General features: G+C 66.8%; 14 protein-coding genes. 10 read left to right on the top strand and 4 right to left on the bottom strand.

The features are described from left to right. The first annotated feature begins 42 nt into the window (after positions 1–42). Positions 43–1,974: a type VI secretion system spike protein VgrG1a gene (gene vgrG1a, locus HMPREF1224_RS26950; RefSeq protein ID WP_073652052.1), complete on the top strand. Its 1,932-nt coding sequence runs from the start codon at positions 43–45 to the stop codon at positions 1,972–1,974. 114 nt (positions 1,975–2,088) lie between these two features. Here the strand turns inward: vgrG1a and HMPREF1224_RS26945 are convergent, their stop codons facing one another. The 3 genes from HMPREF1224_RS26945 to eagT6 are packed head-to-tail and all read right to left on the bottom strand — an operon-like array spanning position 2,089 to position 4,112. Further along, positions 2,089–2,373 (bottom strand): immunity protein Tsi6 family protein, encoded by a 285-nt coding sequence (locus HMPREF1224_RS26945; RefSeq protein WP_003104961.1) that lies wholly within the window; start codon positions 2,371–2,373, stop codon positions 2,089–2,091. After that, entirely contained in the window at positions 2,370–3,662 is a 1,293-nt protein-coding gene (tse6, locus tag HMPREF1224_RS26940; RefSeq protein WP_003104959.1) for an NAD(P)+ glycohydrolase Tse6, read from the bottom strand. The genes HMPREF1224_RS26945 and tse6 overlap by 4 nt, the downstream gene beginning before the upstream one ends. A 15-nt stretch (positions 3,663–3,677) precedes the next feature. Continuing rightward, positions 3,678–4,112: a type VI secretion system effector EagT6 gene (gene eagT6 / locus HMPREF1224_RS26935; RefSeq protein WP_003083692.1), complete on the bottom strand. Its 435-nt coding sequence runs from the start codon at positions 4,110–4,112 to the stop codon at positions 3,678–3,680. A 253-nt stretch (positions 4,113–4,365) separates the two neighbouring features. Between eagT6 and vgrG1b the strand changes: the two genes are divergently transcribed. From vgrG1b to HMPREF1224_RS26890, 9 genes are all read left to right on the top strand, one after another. Beyond that, positions 4,366–6,543: a type VI secretion system spike protein VgrG1b gene (gene vgrG1b, locus HMPREF1224_RS26930; protein WP_010793587.1), complete on the top strand. Its 2,178-nt coding sequence runs from the start codon at positions 4,366–4,368 to the stop codon at positions 6,541–6,543. A 27-nt stretch (positions 6,544–6,570) separates the two neighbouring features. Continuing rightward, positions 6,571–7,020 (top strand): DUF6484 domain-containing protein, encoded by a 450-nt coding sequence (locus HMPREF1224_RS26925; protein WP_003101196.1) that lies wholly within the window; start codon positions 6,571–6,573, stop codon positions 7,018–7,020. Between the two features lie 16 nt (positions 7,021–7,036). Further along, positions 7,037–8,149: a DUF2169 family type VI secretion system accessory protein gene (locus tag HMPREF1224_RS26920; protein WP_010793586.1), complete on the top strand. Its 1,113-nt coding sequence runs from the start codon at positions 7,037–7,039 to the stop codon at positions 8,147–8,149. After that, positions 8,146–9,183, top strand: a complete 1,038-nt coding sequence (locus HMPREF1224_RS26915; RefSeq protein ID WP_010793585.1) for a 3-oxoacyl-ACP synthase — start codon at positions 8,146–8,148, stop codon at positions 9,181–9,183. Before HMPREF1224_RS26920 ends, HMPREF1224_RS26915 begins: the two co-directional genes overlap by 4 nt. Beyond that, positions 9,183–10,343: a type VI secretion system effector Dnase Tse7 gene (gene tse7 / locus HMPREF1224_RS26910; RefSeq protein ID WP_003083698.1), complete on the top strand. Its 1,161-nt coding sequence runs from the start codon at positions 9,183–9,185 to the stop codon at positions 10,341–10,343. The genes HMPREF1224_RS26915 and tse7 overlap by 1 nt, the downstream gene beginning before the upstream one ends. Positions 10,344–10,364: 21 nt before the next feature. After that, on the top strand, positions 10,365–11,285 hold the full coding sequence (tsi7, locus tag HMPREF1224_RS26905; protein WP_003083699.1) for a type IV secretion system immunity protein Tsi7: 921 nt from the start codon (positions 10,365–10,367) through the stop codon (positions 11,283–11,285). After that, complete coding sequence (locus HMPREF1224_RS26900; RefSeq protein ID WP_010793584.1) at positions 11,267–12,514, top strand: TIGR02270 family protein; 1,248 nt, start codon at positions 11,267–11,269, stop codon at positions 12,512–12,514. The genes tsi7 and HMPREF1224_RS26900 overlap by 19 nt, the downstream gene beginning before the upstream one ends. A 375-nt stretch (positions 12,515–12,889) precedes the next feature. Further along, positions 12,890–13,618, top strand: coding sequence for a carbonic anhydrase (locus tag HMPREF1224_RS26895; RefSeq protein WP_003083701.1), 729 nt, complete (start codon positions 12,890–12,892; stop codon positions 13,616–13,618). 210 nt (positions 13,619–13,828) lie between these two features. Then, positions 13,829–15,400: a SulP family inorganic anion transporter gene (locus tag HMPREF1224_RS26890; protein WP_010793583.1), complete on the top strand. Its 1,572-nt coding sequence runs from the start codon at positions 13,829–13,831 to the stop codon at positions 15,398–15,400. Here the strand turns inward: HMPREF1224_RS26890 and HMPREF1224_RS26885 are convergent. After that, entirely contained in the window at positions 15,387–16,025 is a 639-nt protein-coding gene (locus HMPREF1224_RS26885) for a hypothetical protein (protein WP_003161047.1), read from the bottom strand. The two genes, HMPREF1224_RS26890 and HMPREF1224_RS26885, sit on opposite strands and share 14 nt — an antisense overlap. Positions 16,026–16,316: the final 291 nt, after the last annotated feature.

The raw sequence follows: 16,316 nt of genomic DNA, 5'->3' as shown, positions 1-16,316 counted from the left end.
CGGCGACACGCAGAGCAGTAGAAGGAACCGTCGATGGGATTGATGCAACTGACCCGCCTGGTCCAGGTGGATTGCCCGCTGGGGCCGGACGTGCTGCTGTTGCAGCGCATGGAGGGACGCGAGGAACTGGGACGGCTGTTCGCCTACGAGCTGCACCTGGTATCGGAAAATCCCAACCTGCCGCTGGAGCAGTTGCTCGGCAAGCCGATGAGCCTGTCGCTGGAGCTGCCCGGCGGCAGCCGGCGCTTCTTTCACGGCATCGTCGCGCGCTGTAGCCAGGTGGCCGGGCACGGCCAGTTCGCCGGCTACCAGGCCACCCTGCGGCCCTGGCCGTGGCTGCTGACGCGCACCTCGGACTGCCGCATCTTCCAGAACCAGAGCGTGCCGGAGATCGTCAAGCAGGTGTTCCGCGACCTCGGCTTTTCCGATTTCGAGGATGCCCTCACGCGCCCCTACCGCGAGTGGGAATACTGCGTGCAGTACCGCGAGACCAGCTTCGACTTCATCAGCCGGCTGATGGAACAGGAAGGCATCTACTACTGGTTCCGCCATGAGCAGAAGCGCCACATCCTGGTGCTCTCCGACGCCTACGGCGCGCATCGCAGCCCGGGTGGCTACGCCAGCGTGCCGTACTACCCGCCGACCCTCGGCCATCGCGAGCGCGACCACTTCTTCGACTGGCAGATGGCACGCGAGGTCCAGCCCGGTTCGCTGACCCTCAACGACTACGACTTCCAGCGCCCCGGCGCGCGCCTGGAGGTGCGTTCGAACATCGCCCGGCCGCACGCGGCGGCCGACTACCCGCTGTACGACTATCCCGGCGAATACGTGCAGAGCCAGGACGGCGAGCAGTACGCGCGCAACCGCATCGAGGCGATCCAGGCGCAGCACGAGCGCGTGCGCCTGCGCGGCGTGGTGCGCGGGATCGGCGCCGGGCACCTGTTCCGCCTGAGCGGCTATCCGCGCGATGACCAGAACCGCGAGTACCTGGTGGTCGGCGCCGAATACCGGGTGGTCCAGGAACTCTACGAAACCGGCAGCGGCGGCGCCGGCTCGCAGTTCGAGAGCGAGCTGGACTGCATCGACGCCAGCCAGTCGTTCCGTCTCCTGCCGCAGACTCCGGTACCGGTGGTGCGGGGTCCGCAGACCGCGGTGGTGGTCGGACCCAAGGGCGAGGAGATCTGGACCGACCAGTACGGCCGGGTCAAGGTGCACTTCCACTGGGATCGCCACGACCAGTCGAACGAGAACAGCTCCTGCTGGATTCGCGTGTCCCAGGCCTGGGCCGGGAAGAACTGGGGTTCGATGCAGATCCCGCGGATCGGCCAGGAAGTGATCGTCAGCTTCCTCGAAGGCGACCCGGACCGGCCGATCATCACCGGGCGGGTCTACAACGCCGAGCAGACGGTGCCCTACGAGCTGCCGGCGAACGCCACCCAGAGCGGGATGAAGAGCCGTTCGAGCAAGGGCGGCACGCCGGCCAACTTCAACGAGATCCGCATGGAGGACAAGAAGGGCGCCGAGCAGTTATACATCCACGCCGAGCGCAACCAGGACAACCTGGTCGAGAACGATGCCTCGCTGTCGGTCGGCCACGACCGCAACAAGAGCATCGGCCACGACGAGCTGGCGCGCATCGGCAACAACCGCACCCGCGCGGTGAAGCTCAACGACACCCTGTTGGTGGGCGGGGCGAAGAGCGACAGCGTCACCGGCACCTACCTGATCGAGGCCGGCGCACAGATCCGCCTGGTCTGCGGCAAGAGCGTGGTGGAGTTCAACGCCGACGGCACCATCAATATCTCCGGCAGCGCCTTCAACCTCTACGCCAGCGGCAACGGCAACATCGACACCGGCGGCCGCCTCGACCTCAATTCCGGCGGCGCCAGCGAGGTCGACGCCAAGGGCAAGGGCGTGCAGGGCACCATCGACGGCCAGGTACAGGCGATGTTTCCGCCGCCGGCGAAGGGCTGAGGCGGCGGCATCCTGGCTGCCCGCCCTTGGGCGGGACGCCGCGGGAGCCTTGACGATTCGCGCATGTCCTCGCCAGGCAGAAGCGGCGGTCGCTCAAGACCGATGGTGTTGCGCTCAGGGCAGATCGACTTTCAGGCCGCGGCCAGTGCGTATACCGACGTAGTAGGCGTCCTTGAGGGCCCTGGAGAGTTCCGGGTCGGTTTCGTCGAATTCCTTCACGGCGATGCTGCCGAGGGTCAACCGGTGCAGTGCGGAACGATCCAGGCTGCGGTCGAGCAGGACGGACCTGATGTACTGCAATTGCTTTTCCGCGGACAGCAGGACCTCGTATCCCGGATAGCGGGCCAGCCGGTCGACGACCAGCGCCAGAGCGCGGTCGATGTATTCGATGGGTGTCATGATCCCTCCCGGGGAAGCAGACCGAAGGAGCCTTTCTCGTTGGAGAACAGTTGTTGCGCGCCGCCTTTGGCGGGATATGACTGTCCCTTTACCGACCAGAAGTCATCGGTCGGCGCAGCGGTGCTGCGCAGGACCTCGACCTTCTGGGTCGTCCTGTAGGAGTTGAGGACCTTGGGTTCGATGGTGTTCGCCGCCCGGTTGGTGCCCATGGGGTTGATTCCCAGCTCCGTGGGCTGCACGCGCGGGCTGAGTGTATACCAGTTGCCCTGCGGCGCTCCGGGGGACTGGTACTGCCACAGGTTCTTGCCGGGCGCGAGGGTTTCCACACGGACCGGATGGTTGAAGTCCAGGCCGTTCATGTACGACTCGGCATCGGCAGGATCGATGTCCTTCGACTTGAAGAACTTGGCGGCGGTTTCACGATTCCCGCGGTAGTTGATGTCGTGGTCGAGGTTGCCGGAACGACCGAACTTGTTGTTCAGGTAGGCGCGTCGTTGCGCGGTTTCGGAGGTCACCGCTGCCGGACGACGACCGGCGAGTTTCGGCCCGAAGCCCAGCAATGCCATCCCCGCCACGCCCTGGAACAGGTCGCGGTAGCCGGGACCGAGGCGGTCGCCGAGGTCGCCGAGCAGGGCCATGCCGCCCATCATCAGCCCGCCGATGGCGACGAAGCCGGCCAGCGCCGCGACCCCGGCCATCGCCGCCAGCAGCAGGCCGCCGGCAAGGGCCGCCAGGCCCAGCGCCTCGAGGCCGGTGTGCAACCATTCCTCCAGGTCGAGGACGAAGGCCACCCGCTCGGTGGGGCCGCCGATGAAGGTGTCCTGGCTGCCGGTCTTGATGTGTGCGCCGCAGACCATCTTGCTCTGCAGGCGCGCCGCCGGCTTGCCGTTGATGTACACGGTGGCGCTGCCTTCGGCGATCAGCACCGGGAACGGCCACAGCGGATGGTTCAGCGGCAGGCCGCTGCAGGTGGCGGAGACGTCGTCGCCGGCGCGCATCGCGTTGCGACTGTTCACGTAGACGTTGAAGCTGCCGCGTATGAGCACCCCGGTGGTCGGCTCGGGTAGCTCGAAGATGGTGGTCAGGCCCTTGACGATCTGGAACATCGACAGCCCGCCGGCGGCGATCGAGCCGGCCAGGATCACCGCGGCCAGGCCGCCGGTGGCGGCGGTGGCGGCGACCACGGCGGCGCCGATCAGGGCTCCGGCCACGGCTCCGGCGACCATCGCGGCGACACCGAAACCGTGGGCTATCTCATCGCCCAGTCGGGCGGCGGCTTGCGCATCCATGCGTCGGTACTCGGGTCAGCTAGGGGTCGGGCGCGGGACCAGGGTCTGCATCGCCTGCTTCCAGGCCGGCTCGTGGTGCGGCAGGTCAGCCGGGGTGGTGGTCAGGGTGGTGATCAGCACCGCCGGGCGGCGCTCGATGAATACCTGGCGCAGCATCAGGTCGCGGCCCTCGCGCTGCCACTGGTAGTCGAGGAGCACGGCGGCGTGGCCGTGGATGTTGATGTCCCAGCGCTTGTGCAGCTTGAAGCCGGGCAATTGCTTCTCGGCATTCTCCAGTTGGCGGGCGACATAGTCGGCGAACGGCGCGTCGCCCTGGCTGGCGTCGCGGCTGATGACGAAACTGGCTTCGCGGGCGGGGCCGCTGGCGGGGAGCTTGAAGATGTTGATGCTCTGGTCCTGCCAGGCATCGGGAATCTCGAGATCGGCTTCGTGGAGGCGATAGAGCGTCACTGTGTTAACCCCTTCCCTAGGATTCTGAGTGAGTCATTGCTGGACAAAAGCTTTACGGAATGTTGCTCGCGAATCAAGGCTTTCCTGGCCCGAAGCGGCCTTTCGTGATGGCCTTCTGCCTGTTCGCCGTCGGTCGGGGCGCTCGTCGGAATCTGTGTCACGCATCTCCCCTTTCCACCGCATCCGCGCCTATGCTGCTTGGGTGGCGCCGCTCCAACGGCGCCAGTGATGGACGTGGATCAAGGATGATTTCATGGCACTTGCGCAACAGACCCGCCTGGTCCGGGTCGACAGTCCGCTCGGCGCGGAGGTCCTGCAATTGCAGCGAATGGAGGGTCGCGAAGAGCTCGGCCGGCCGTTCGCCTACGAGCTGGAACTGATCTCGGAAAACCCCGACCTGCCACTCGACGGGCTGCTGGGCAAGCCGGCCAGCCTGGCGCTGGAACTGCACGACGGCAGCCGGCGGCATTTCCACGGCATCGTCGCCGCTTGCAGCCAGGGATCCGGCAACGGCCAGTTCGCCAGCTACCAGGTCACCCTGCGGCCCTGGCTGTGGCTGCTGACGCGCACCTCCGACTGCCGCATCTTCCAGAACCAGAAGGTCCCGGACATCATCAAGCAGGTGTTCCGCGACCTCGGCTTCTCCGACTTCGAGGACGCCCTGAGCCGCTCCTACCGCGAGTGGGAATACTGCGTGCAGTACCGCGAGACCAGTTTCGACTTCGTCAGCCGGCTGATGGAGCAGGAAGGCATCTACTACTGGTTCCGCCACGAGCAGAGCCGCCACATCCTGGTGCTCTCCGACGCCTACGGCGCGCACCAGAGCCCACCGAACTACGCCAGCGTGCCCTACTACCCGCCGACCCTGGAACAGCGCGAGCGCGACCATTTCTACGACTGGCACATGGCGCGCGAGGTGCAGTCCGGCTCACTGAGCCTCAACGACTACGACTTCCAGCGTCCCGGCGCGCGCCTGGAGGTGCGTTCGAACATCGCCCGCTCGCACGCGGCGGCCGACTACCCGCTGTACGACTACCCCGGCGAATACGTGCAGAGCCAGGACGGCGAGCAGTACGCGCGGACCCGTATCGAAGCCTTGCAGGCGCGCTACGAACGGGTGCGCCTGCGCGGCCGCGCCCGCGGCCTGGGTTCGGGCCACCTGTTCAAGCTCAGCGGCTACCCGCGCGAGGACCAGAACCGCGAGTACCTGGTGGTCGGCGCCGAGTACCGGGTGGTCCAGGAACTCTACGAGACCGGCGGCGGCGGGGTCGGCGCGCAGTTCGAAAGCGAGCTGGACTGCATCGATGCCGGCCAGGCCTACCGCCCCTTGCCGACCACTCCGCTGCCGATCGTCCGTGGCCCGCAGACTGCGGTGGTGGTCGGGCCCAAGGGCGAGGAGATCTGGACCGACCAGTACGGCCGGGTCAAGGTGCATTTCCACTGGGACCGCCACGACCAGTCCAACGAGAACAGCTCCTGCTGGATGCGCGTCTCCCAGGCCTGGGCGGGGAAGAACTGGGGCTCGATCCAGATCCCGCGGATCGGCCAGGAAGTGATCGTCAGCTTCCTCGAAGGCGACCCGGACCGGCCGATCATCACCGGGCGGGTCTACAACGCCGAGCAGACGGTGCCCTACGAGCTGCCGGCGAACGCCACCCAGAGCGGGATGAAGAGCCGTTCGAGCAAGGGCGGCACGCCGGCCAACTTCAACGAGATCCGCATGGAGGACAAGAAGGGCGCCGAGCAGTTGTTCATCCATGCCGAGAGGAACCAGGACATCGAGGTCGAGAACGACGAGACCCACTGGGTCGGCCACGACCGGACCAAGACCATCGACCACGACGAGACCGTGCACGTGAAGCACGATCGCACCGAGACCGTGGACAACAACGAGACCATAACCATCGGCGTCGACCGCACCGAGAAGGTCGGCAACAACGAGAAGATCAGTATCGGCGTCGACCGCACCGAGAAGGTCGGCAGCAACGAGAAGATCAGCATCGGTGCCAATCGCACCGAGGACGTCGGCAACGACGAGACCATCAGCATCGGCGCGAACCGTAGCGAGTCGGTGGGCAACAACGAGACGATCAGCATCGGCGCCGACCGCAGCGAGTCGGTGGGCGCCAACGAGACCATCGACATAGGCGGCAACCAGAGCACCAGCATCGGCAAGAACGAGTCGCGCAGCGTCGGCCAGGGCCGCGATACCTCGGTGGGCAAGGACGATAGCCTGGACGTGGGCAAGAGCTTCACGCTCAACGCCGGCGACTCGATCACCCTGGTCACCGGTGCCGCCAGCATCCGCATGAAGAAGGACGGCAGCATCGTCATCAGCGGCAAGAACATCACCATCGACGGATCCGGGGCGATCAACGTCAAGGCCGACAAGAACGTGGTGGTGAAGGGACGCAAGATCCTCCAGAACTGAAGCGGCGCAGAGCCAGGGAGTCAGCGCATGAGTGTCGAGATCCATCTACCCGGGGCTACGACGGCCCTTCCCGCGCGCCTGGACGGCGTGGTCATCGGCGTCCTCCTCGACGTGCCGGACGCCGCCGCTCCGGTGGTCGCCTATCCCGGTTGCCCGAGCGAGCACGGCCTGGCGGCGGCCACTACCACCCAGCTCAGTCGCGCCGACATCGGCGCCCAGGTAGCGCTGATGTTCGTCGCCGGCGATCCGCGCCAGCCGCTGCTGATCGGCCGCATCCAGCGCCTGCCGCAGGAAGCGCTGGCGCAACTGGACGGCGAGCGCCTGGAGTTCAGTGCCGAACGTGAGATCGTCCTGCGTTGTGGCAAGGCCAGCATCACCCTGACCCGCGCCGGCAAGGTGATCATCCGTGGCGCCTATCTTTCCAGCCGCTCCACCGGGGTCAACCGGATCAAGGGCGGTTCGGTGCAGATCAACTGAGCGCGGCGGGCCCGACATGGAACTGTTGAACGCCACCCCGCTGGCCGCCGCCTACAACCAGGGGCTCGACGCCGAAGGCCGGGAGTCGCTGGTGGTGATCGCCAAGGGCAGTTTCGACCTGCCGCTGGACGGTCGCGAGGCGCGCCTGCTGGACGAGCAGCAGACGCTGCTGATGGTCGATGAATTCTATGGCGAGCCGGGGTTTTCCGCGCCGCGCCGGGAGTGCGAGTTCGTTCCCTTCAAGCCGTTCTGCGATGTGCTGGTGCTGGGCAGCGCCCAGGCGCCCGGCGGGCGGCCGGTACAGCAGTTGACCGCGGGCATCCGCGTCGGCCGGGTGAGCAAGGCGCTGGCGGTGCATGGGCCGCGCCAGTGGGAACCGGGATTGCTCGGTGCCGGCGCGGGCGTCGCGCAGCCGTTCCAGAGCCAGGACATTTCCTACGCCAGTGCCTTCGGCGGCAGCCATGCCTCGCCGGACAACCCCGGTTTCATGGATTGCTACATGGCCAATCCGGCCGGATGTGGCTGGTTTCCGCGCAGCGCCGACACCGCCGAGATCGTCGGCACGCCGATGCCGGCCACGGAAAAGCTCGGCGAGCCGGTGGACAGCCCCCACGGCCGCTTCACGCCGATGGCGCTCGGCCCGCTCGGCCGCCACTGGCAGGCCCGGGTCGGCTTCGCCGGCCGCTACGACGACGCCTGGCTGGCCGAGCGCTTCCCGTTCCTGCCCACCGACTTCGACGAGCGCTACTTCCAGTCCGCGCCGGCCGACCAGTGGACCGACCATCTGCGCGGCGGCGAGGAGGTCCTGCTGCTCAACCTCACCGGCGAGGAGCGCGCGGCCTTCCGCGTGCCGCGCAGGGAGGTCCCGGTGACCTTCTTCCTGAAAAAGGGTGGCCACGAAACCGCGCAGGCACGGATCGATACCCTGCTGGTGGACTGCGACGCCCGTCGCGTGGAAGTCACCTGGCGCATTCGCCGACCGTTGAAGCGCAACCTGTTCGAGATCGCCCAGGTGCTGGTCGGCAGCAAGTCCGCCGCCTGGTGGCGCGCCCGCGAGCTGGGCAAGGACTACTACCCCTCGCTTGCCGCGTTGGCACGCAGTCGCCAGGCCGAGGAGGACGAGGCATGAGCCAGGCCCTGAGCATCGTCGCCTCCGGCATGGTCAGCGCGGTCGGTCTCAGCGCGCCGGCCAGCTGCGCGGCGATCCGCTGCGCCCTGGACAACTTCCAGGAAACCCGTTTCATCGACCAGGGCGGCGAATGGTTGCTTGCCGCCAGCGTGCCGCTGGAGCAGCCCTGGCGCGGCCGCGCCAAGCTGCTGAAGATGGCTGCGCGAGCCATCGACGAGGCCTTGCGCGGCCAGCCCGATCTCGATTGCACGGAGCTGCCGCTGCTGCTCTGCGTCGCCGAGGGCGACCGTCCCGGACGCTGCACGGGGCTCGACGAGTCTTTCCTGCGTGACCTGGAAGGCGAGCTGGGACGACGCTTCCATCCCTCCTCGGCACTCATCGCCCGTGGCCGGGTCGGTGGCGCGGTGGCCCTGCTCAACGCGCGCAAGCTGATCCAGGGCGGCTGCCGGCAGGTCCTGGTGGCCGGCGTCGACTCCTTCGTCAGCGGCCCGACCCTGGCCGCCTACGAGGCCCGCGAGCGGCTGCTGACCAGCCAGAACTCCAACGGCTTCATTCCCGGCGAGGGCGCCGCCGCCGTGCTGGTCGCCGCGCCGCTCCACGAGGAGGCGCCGCAGTTGCTTTGCATCGGCCTCGGCTTCGGCGTCGAGAAGGCCACGGTGGAGAGCGAGGACCTGCCGCTGCGCGCCGACGGCCTGAGCCAGGCCGTGCGCGCCGCCCTCGCCGAGGCTGGCTGCGGCCTGGAGCAGATGGACTACCGGCTCACCGACATTTCCGGCGAGCAGTACTACTTCAAGGAGGCCTCGCTGACCCTGAGTCGCAACCTGCGCGTGCTCAAGCCGAAGTTCGACCTCTGGCACCCCGCCGACTGCATCGGCGAATGCGGCGCCGCCATCGGCCCGGCGTTGCTCGCCGTGGCCCTGGCCGCTTCGCGCAAGGGCTACGGCGACGGGCCGAACGTGTTCTGCCACCTGGGCAACGACGCCGGCGAACGCGCCGCCGCGCTGCTCAGCTATCGACGGGTGAGGGCTGCCTGATGGCCAACGAGGTGTACGCCAACAACATGGAGATCTCCTGCAAGGCGGCGAGCGGCAAGTCCATCGCGGCCTTCCCGGATGTCTGCTTCACCCCGCCGCAGGCGCCGCCGACGCCGTTGGGGGTACCGATCCCCTACCCCAATACCGGCCTGTCCAAGGACACCACCAAAGGCACCCGGACCATTCGCATCACCCGCAAGGAGGTGATGCTGAAGAACAAGAGCTACTACAAGACCAGCTACGGCGACGAGCCGGGGCGGGCGCCGAAGAAGGGCATCGTCACCAGCAAGATCAAGGGCAAGGTGTACTTCACCTCCTGGTCGATGAACGTCAAGTTCGAAAGCAAGAACGTGGTTCGCCACCTCGACCTGACCACCCACAACCACGCGTCCTTTCCTGGCAATACGCCGGTCTGGCCCTACCTCGACCAGGCCACCGTCGATGCTGGTGGTGGACCGTGCAGCAATGAAGTGAAGAAGGAGAAGAAGGATTGCGCTGACTTCAAGCCGCATGGCAGCAAGGATGCCTGCGCTGGCCTTGGCGCGGGCAAGCCTTCCGGCAAGAAGACCAGCAACGAAGCTGACCGACTGGCAGACAAGGTCGCTGCCCGAAAATGCCTGACCGCGCGCCGGTGTGCCCTGCAACCGTACAAGCCGAACAGTTGCTGCCCGCAGCAGACCGCTCACCACCTGATCGAGGCCAGCGCCTTGCACGACAAGGGACGTGGTGGAAAAGGCTCGGTACCCCTCAAGGGGATATCCAACTATTCGGAGAACAAGGCTCCTTGCGTCTGCGCGGAGGGCGTCAATCAGAACGTGGGTACCCACGGCCTCATGCACACGTTCCAGAGCGCCGCCGCCGCGAAGTCGCGCAGTGGAACCCTGCAATTGTCCAATGGCAGCTCCATCTCCGCGAAGAAGACCACCTACGGAACGGCGAAACGTCAATCCATGGCTGCCATGGGCAAGGTCTTTCCGCAGTCGAAATGCTCGAAGGAATGTCTGTCCGCTCAGCTCGACAACTATCACAAGCAGTGCGGAATCAACGCCAGAACACCCATCAAGGCCGTTGAAACCGGCCAGACCGACGTCACGGCTGCGACGCAGGCGATAAAGACCCGCAATGCGCGTCTTGGCGCCACGAGGAGTCGAGTCCGCTAGTGACCGTTACAGGAGATTGAAATGTTGAAGAAACTCTCGCCGATTTTCTCGAACATCACCGGCGTCGTCCGCTATCAGGACCTGGCGTACGTGGCCTCGGTATCCGACGAGATCCAGGAGCAGAACATAGCGCACAGCTATGTCACGGAGTGGGACTGCGGAACCTGGTGTGTTGCTGGCGAGGATGACGACATGCTGCCCTGGGAGATCGTGTCGGCCACGGTAGTGCACGAGCCAGTGGAACAAGCATTGTTTCTGGGCGCTCGGGGCCAGGTATTCTGCATGGGCTCCGGCGACATCCATGAAGAGCAGTTGCCCGACGGCGACGATGCCATCGGTGGCCGGGGCAATATGCGCGGCGTTGCCTGTATCGACGGGGTGGCCTATGCCTGCGGGATGGATCGACAGGTCTACCGGCGCTTCGACGAGAACGACTGGCGTGCCATCGACAGCGGCGCTCGGCCTCCGGCAGGCAGCGAAGCGGTGGTCGGATTCGAGGCCATCGGCGGCTTCGGTGCCAGGGAAATCTATGCCGTCGGCTGGGACGGGGAGATCTGGCAGTACGACGGCAAGCGCTGGCAGCCCCGGGAGAGCCCGACGAACTTGATCCTGACGGCGATCTGCTGCGCGGAAGATGGCTCGGTTTACGCCTGTGGACAGGCGGGAACGCTGCTGCGTGGACGCAACGACCACTGGGAGATCATCGCCCAGGACGATGTCGATGAAGACTTGTGGAGCCTCGCGTGGTTCGACGGCGCACTCTACGTGTCGAGCGCAACGGCGGTCTATACGCTGGTCGGTGGCCATCTCAAGGAGGTGGACTTCGGTGATGAGCAACCCCAACGCTGCTTCCACCTTAGCGCTGCCGACGGCGTGTTGTGGAGCATCGCCGCGAAAGACATCTTCAGCTTCGACGGCCAGCAATGGACGCGCATAGATTGAGCATCGCAGCGATCGTCGACCAGCACGCCGAGGAAGCCGCCTTCCTTGCCCTGCTCCGCGACTACGCCGTGCGTGCGCCCCATTACGACCTGGAGGAGCTCGCCGAGCTCGATCAGCGCATCGAGGCGCACCTGGACGGCTTGGCGATCGCCGGCCAGGCCGGCCATGACGCCCTGCTCGAGCAACTCGACGCGCACGCCCAGGGCGAGGCGTTCGCCCTCGCGGTGCTGGCCATGCAGGCAGGAGACGATGCGTTGATCGGCCGGATGCGCGCTTGTCTTGCGGCGTCTCCGGAAGCCCGGCGCGGTTTCGCCGCAGCCCTCGGCTGGCTCGACTGGGACCAGGCGCGGCCCTGGGTGGAGCGCCTGCTGGCCTCGCCCGAGCCGCTGTTCCGCGCCATTGGCCTGGCCGCCTGCGGCATGCACCGGCATGACCCGGGGCCGGCGCTGCTGTCCGCCCTTGGCCACGCCGACCCGGCGGTGCTGGCGCGCGCCGCGCGCACCGCCGGCGAGCTGCGTCGGCGCGACCTGATGGCGAATATTCGCGCCTATCGCGCCCACGATGACCCGAGCCTGCGCTTCTGGGCCAACTGGGCCACCGCGCAGATGGGCGACGAGGAGGCGTTGGGGCCATTGCGTGCGTTCGCCGGGCAGCCCGGCCCGTTCCAGCTGCCGGCGACCATGGTGCTGCTCGCCTGGCAGCCGCGCGACACCAGCATGGCCTGGATTCGCCAACTGATGCAGGCGGCGGACACGCGGCGGATCGGCATCCAGGCCACCGGCCTGTTCGGCGATCCGGTGGCGGTGCCCTGGCTGATCCAGCAGATGCGCGACGAGAGTCTGGCGCGGGTCGCCGGCGAGGCCTTCAGCCTGATCACCGGCGCCGACCTGGCGCTGCTCGACCTGGAGCTGGAGGCCTTGCCCGACTACGACCCTGGCCCCAACGACGATCCCGACGACGAAGACGTCGCCCTCGACGACGATGAGAACCTCACCTGGCCGGACGCGGCACGGGTTACCGCCTGGTGGCGGGACCACGGTGCGCGCTTCGTCGCCGGGCGCGCCTACCTGCTCGGCGAACCTCTGGGCGAGGCGCACTGCCGCCAGGTCCTGCGCGACGGCCAGCAACGCCAGCGAATGGCTGCGGCGTGCCTGCTGGCGCGCTTCGTGCCGAACCTGCCGCTGTTCCCCACCGGTGCGCCGGTGCGCCGCCAACTGGACCTGTTCTGATAGCTGGCTGGCACCGGGCGGCCAGGTCATGGCCGCTGGCGCGGTGCGCCGGGTTTTCCCATTCGACGAATTTCCCTGCACGTAGCCAACCGGTTGACTGAAACCTTTCACCACTTATGCGGGGCGAATGGAAATGCCACTCGTTTGCCATGATAGCCTGTCGACATCCTCTGGAAATATCGTGAAAAAAGCTGACAACGTGCGAGATAGAGGGATTTTTTAATTTATGGTTAAGCTTCGGGCATTAGCGTTGAGCACCAGAAGTGACCGATCGGTCACGTAGGTCGCTCTGCGTTTGTTGTGCCTTTTTCCTATGGGGAAAGCGTCGGCAGACGTGGGAAAATTCAATCGATCCACTCATCGAGGTTCCGAACCATGCCAGACCGTATGCGGGGCGTTAAGTCCGATTCTCCAGAGCAGGAAAGCGCTGACGATGCATTGAAAAGGATTGTCGATGGATTCCAGCATTTCCGCCGGGAGGTCTTTCCCGAGCAGCAGGCGCTGTTCAAGAAGCTCGCCAATAGCCAGCGGCCGCGGGCGATGTTCATCACCTGCGCGGATTCGCGCATCGTTCCCGAGCTGATCACCCAGAGTTCCCCCGGCGACCTGTTCGTCACCCGCAACGTCGGCAACGTGGTGCCGCCCTACGGGCAGATGAACGGTGGCGTCTCCACCGCCATCGAATACGCTGTGCTGGCGCTGGGCGTGCACCACATCATCGTCTGCGGCCACTCCGACTGCGGGGCGATGCGCGCCGTGCTCGACCCGCAGACCCTGGAACGCATGCCGACGGTCAAGGCCTGGCTGCGGCACGCCGAGGTGGCACGCACGGTGGTGGCGGACAACTGCGACTGCGGCGCCAGCCACGACACCCTCGGGGTGCTCACCGAAGAGAACGTGGTGGCCCAGCTCGATCACCTGCGCACCCACCCCTCGGTGGCCTCGCGCCTGGCCAGCGGGCAACTGTTCATCCACGGCTGGGTGTACGACATCGAGAGTGCGCAGATCCGCGCCTACGACGCCAAGCAGGGTCGCTTCCTGCCCCTCGACGGCGAGCATCCGGTGCCGATGGCCACGCCCGCGCCGCGCTACCTGAACTCGTGATAGCGGCGGCCGTGCGGGCCGCCGGATAACAACAGCGTTTTCGCGTCACCTTTCGCCGTTCCTGCCATGGACGACCTCTGGGAAGCCCCGTTCCGGGGCTGAACGGGTCGCTATTACAAGAAAAAACACACTGCGCACACACAACCGGCGCCGGGCCTGGTCCTGGCGTCGCTCCCTCGTCGTGGAAAAAATTCGCAGGAGAACTGTGCCATGCATGTTTCAAAGGTGTTTCCGTCCCTCCGGGACACGTTGCCGCGGGACCTGATGGCCTCCGTGGTGGTGTTCCTCGTCGCCCTGCCGCTGTGCATGGGCATCGCCATCGCCTCCGGGATGCCGCCGGCCAAGGGCCTGCTCACCGGCATCGTCGGTGGCCTGGTGGTCGGCTTCCTGGCCGGCTCGCCGCTACAGGTCAGCGGCCCGGCGGCCGGCCTCGCGGTGCTGGTCTTCGAACTGGTGCGTACCTACGGGGTGGCCATGCTCGGGCCGATCCTGCTGCTCGCCGGCGCCATCCAGCTGCTCGCCGGGCGGCTGCGCCTGGGCTGCTGGTTCCGGGTCACCTCGCCGGCGGTGGTATACGGGATGCTCGCCGGCATCGGCATCCTCATCGTCCTTTCGCAATTGCACGTGATGCTCGACCTGGCGCCCAAGGTGTCCGGCCTCGACAACCTGCTGGCATTCCCCCAGGCGGCGTTCGCCGCGCTCGGTTCGCTGGGCATGGACAGCGGCCTCGACGCGGCGCTGCTCGGGCTGGGCACCATCGCGGTGATGTGGGGCTGGGACAAGCTGCGTCCGCAACGCCTGCGCTTCCTACCCGGCGCGCTGCTCGGCGTGAGCCTGGCGACCCTGGCCAGCCTCTGGCTGGCGCTGGACGTGCGGCGGGTCGAGGTACCGGCCAACCTCGGCGAGGCCATCGACTGGCTACGCCCGGCCGACCTGCTGGCCCTGGCCGATCCCTCCCTGCTGCTGGCGGCGGTGGTGGTGGCCTTCATCGCCAGTGCGGAGACCCTGCTCTCGGCGGCGGCGGTGGATCGCCTGCACGACGGCCCGCGCTCGGACATGGATCGCGAGTTGTCCGCCCAGGGTGTCGGCAACATGCTCTGCGGCCTGCTCGGCGCGCTGCCGATGACCGGGGTGATCGTGCGCAGCTCGGCCAACGTCAACGCCGGTGCGCGAACCCGCGCCTCGGCGATCTTCCACGGCCTCTGGTTGCTCGCCTTCGTCCTCCTGCTCGGCAGCCTGCTGCGGCAGATTCCGGTGGCGAGCCTGGCCGGGGTGCTGGTCTATACCGGGGTCAAGCTGGTCGATTTCAAGGCCCTCGGCAACCTCTCTCGCTACGGCCGGATGCCGATGCTGGTGTACGCGGCCACCGCCCTGGCCATCGTCTTCACCGACCTGCTGACCGGCGTGCTGGTGGGCTTCGCCCTGACCCTGCTGAAGCTGGTGCTGAAAGCGGCGCGGCTGAAGATCGCCCTGCGCTACACCGGCGAGCATGAAGCCGAGCTGCGCCTGAGCGGCGCCGCGACTTTCCTCAAGGTGCCGGCGCTGTCGCGGGTGCTCGACGAGGTCAAGCCGGGGACCACCCTGCACGTACCGATGGATAACCTCAGCTATGTCGACCATGCCTGCATGGAGCTGCTCGAGGATTGGGGGCGGATGGCACCGGTGCAGGGCTCGCGCCTGGTGATCGAACCGCGCGCCTTGAAGCGTCGCCTGGAAGGGCGCCTGCGCGGCAGCGTCGGGTTGGGCGGCGCGCGCAATGGCGGGGCGGTCAGCCCAGGCTGAGTTCCACCCCGAGCTGCTTCGACAGGCACGGCCACTGCTGCCAGGCGGCGACCACCCGCGGGTTCTTCAGGTTCTCGCGGTAGGCGCGGGCCGAGTCGGCGTCGAAGGTGGTGGCGTCGAGCATGTTCTCCACCGCATGGTGGACGGCTTCGTCCAGCCGGTTGGCGAAGGGCTCGCCGATCAACTGGTGGGCCACCAGGTTGGCTACGGTGGTGTCCAGTGGGATCAGTGCCTGGCCGAAGTGGGCGATGTAGCGGTCGTTCACTTCTTCCACCAGGCGGTGCGCCAGGTAGGCTTCGTCGAGCAGGGCGTCGAGGCCGTCGTGGCCGGCGAGCAACGCCGGCGGGGTGAGGAAGAACTGCTCGGCGACCTTCAGCACCGGCTTGATCCGTTCCTCGATGCCGGCTTCGCGGGCCACGCTGTTGGCGGCGTCGAGCAGGTCCGGTACCTGTTCGACGTAGGCGTGGACGAAGCGGGTGAGTATGTCTTCCGTGTTCTCGCCTTGCGGCTGGATGGTGCGATGCAGGCGGGGCAGGCGGCTGGCTATCAGATCAGCCAGGTAACCGTGGCGGGCTTCGCTGAGGTGCGCCTGCTGGATGAGTTCACGGAGGGCAGCGGTGTTCATGGGGTCTCCCATACAACGGGGATGGTGAAGAAGAGGAGAAACATAGCCGGCGGCGCGCGCCGGCTAAGACGCGATTGTCATAATCGCTTCGTGGTTATGCGAGGATGATATATCAGGCGGCCACCATTCGCCTGCAAAGCCACGCCGCTCGCGGCTTTTAGAGAAGAATCGGCACTTTCCAGCGACGTTTTTACGCTGCGTTGTTATGTCGCAGCCGCTGTCTATACTCCCACTCGAATGCTGAACCTGATGAACCCGGCCTGCCTTGCTGTGTGCCGAGGTGCGACGGTC

It is taken from the genome of Pseudomonas sp. P179 (genome assembly GCF_000478485.2).
GTDB lineage: Bacteria > Pseudomonadota > Gammaproteobacteria > Pseudomonadales > Pseudomonadaceae > Pseudomonas > Pseudomonas aeruginosa.
This window is presented reverse-complemented; position numbering and strand designations above follow the sequence as displayed.